Source organism: Holdemania massiliensis AP2 (assembly GCF_000327285.1).
GTDB lineage: Bacteria > Bacillota_I > Bacilli_A > Erysipelotrichales > Erysipelotrichaceae > Holdemania > Holdemania massiliensis.
Window position 1 is genome coordinate 1 of the sequence record NZ_HE998575.1, and the last position, 2,000, is coordinate 2,000.

The 2,000-nt window shown below is 39.0% G+C and carries 1 protein-coding gene; it reads right to left on the reverse strand.

Going from position 1 to position 2,000, the window contains the following annotated elements; genetic code table 11:
- A partial coding sequence (locus BN162_RS17485) for an IS1634 family transposase (RefSeq protein ID WP_020226431.1) occupies positions 1–1,864 on the reverse strand: 1,864 nt, incomplete at its 3' end.
- Between the last annotated feature and the right edge of the window lie 136 nt (positions 1,865–2,000).

Here is a 2,000-nt window from a genome sequence, read left to right on the forward strand (position 1 = left end):
AAGCTTTCAATAATTTTTTTATGATTTTTGTCAAATCCTTAGGTTGATAGTACTTTCTGTCAAGAAGCAGCGGCATGTCCTTTTCTAAGGCAGTCAAGGTATTGCTTCCCTGATAAACTGCTATATAGTAGAGATCATGAACATTGACGACATTCATATTTTTCAGTGTTTTAATCAGCTGATCGGTGGTAACGTGGGTATTCTGATCCTCCAGTCGGCATTCGAGCAGTCGATAAATGAGAAGAGCGGTGTAACAGATCAAAAAATGGGCACGTATTCTTTCCGGTTTTCTGTGATAGATGGGACGGCCGTTAAAATGTGTTTTCATCACTCGAAAACAATCTTCAATCTTATATCGCTGCTGAGCAATGTTCAAGATGGTTTTTGCATCATCCTGAAGATTGGTAGCAACGGCATAATATCCATCATATTTTTCTTCTTCAGCAATCTTCTCTAAATCCAAGGCATACTGAACTTTGGCCTCTTCTCCGCCTTTTCCTTTCGCGATTCTTTTCAGAAATCGGTGGACATCGTTGGGCCCTTTCTTGATTTCCTCAGGATCCTTCAACTGTAAAAGCTTTTTGGCTCGTTCGATTTGACGGTTTCGAATCGTTCTTTGATATTCCATCATCTTCCTGGAAAACGTGATAATCAGGTACTGTTTCAATGTTGCTTTCGATTTTACTTTCCGGACATTTCCGTTCTTATAGACTTTTTCTTCAACAAGGCCAAGGTCAACGATCTTATCAGCTTCTACAATTTTGTAGGCGCGGTCGTTATACAAATCAATATTTTTCTCATCATGCCGGTCAAAGGTCATCATGTGCTCAATTGTAACCGGAGTGTTGTTGGACAGAAGCCTGTAATCAAAGTCATTGAATACAGCTTCTTTCAATGTGTCAGAAAGCTTCTTAATGGATTGAGTGACAATAAAGGCTCGGCCTCCCATCGAATTAAACTTTCGAATGTTATACGAGCCAAGACCTCCGTCGGCACAATAAATAAACTCTTTACCCTCTAACATGTGAAGGACTTCTTTCTCCAGAGGGATGGCGGTTAACTGTTCACTGGTATTTCCTGGATGAAGACACATGGAAACAGGAATGCCTCGGTTATCTATGATTAATCCCATTTCAACAATCGGATTCGGTCTGTGTTCTTTACTGACACCAAACTGACGAAGCCCTTTGATAAGTTCGCCAGTGACTTCGTCCATGAGATCATCATCGTAAGTTTCACATTCAAAATAATAGTTTGTGCAGTCATAGTAGAGGACTGAGGTATCCCGTTTCACGAGGGGGTTACTGAAATGATAGAGATGTTCGATATATTCCTGAGAGTGGGTATCCAGAATATCCATAAAGCGAAGAATATGTTGATAAGAGAAATCCGGCTGTTCATAGTAAGTGCTTAACTTATCGAAGGTTCCATATTTAGAAGTAGGATCAAGAATCCGAGCGAATGTTAGGAAGCGATGAATCGTATCGCAGTCAAAGGTGATTTTAGAATTCAAAGTAATCGTATGAAAGAACTGAGAGAGATGAAGGTTTTGATAAAGAGACTGAAGGTAGAAGTAGCCGACATTAAGAAGATCCGATTTTGAATAGGCATCATTATTTTTGTTAGGAATCTTCTCATTGAAATTAAGGGTAACATTCATATCAACTTTCCCGACTCTATAGTCTTCGTTCATTTTACGGATTTCTTCTTGAACATAGGCAAGAGGGTCATCGGTAATGAGAAGGAGTTGAGAGTGCTTACCAAAATTTTTAACATTACGGGTAGTCGTTTTTTTTCCGTTTCTAACGCCTAGTTGAGCATAGTAAGTGGGATCCGAGAGACGCTTATCATAGTAGAGTTTCAAAGAAAACACCTTCTTCAGAGATATTATACCACATAAATACAACACATACAACGCAAAAAATACAAAACTTGACAAAAAAAGTCCCTTAAATAAAGGACTTTTTGTATATGCGATTCACTCAAGTGTCAAACTCCCG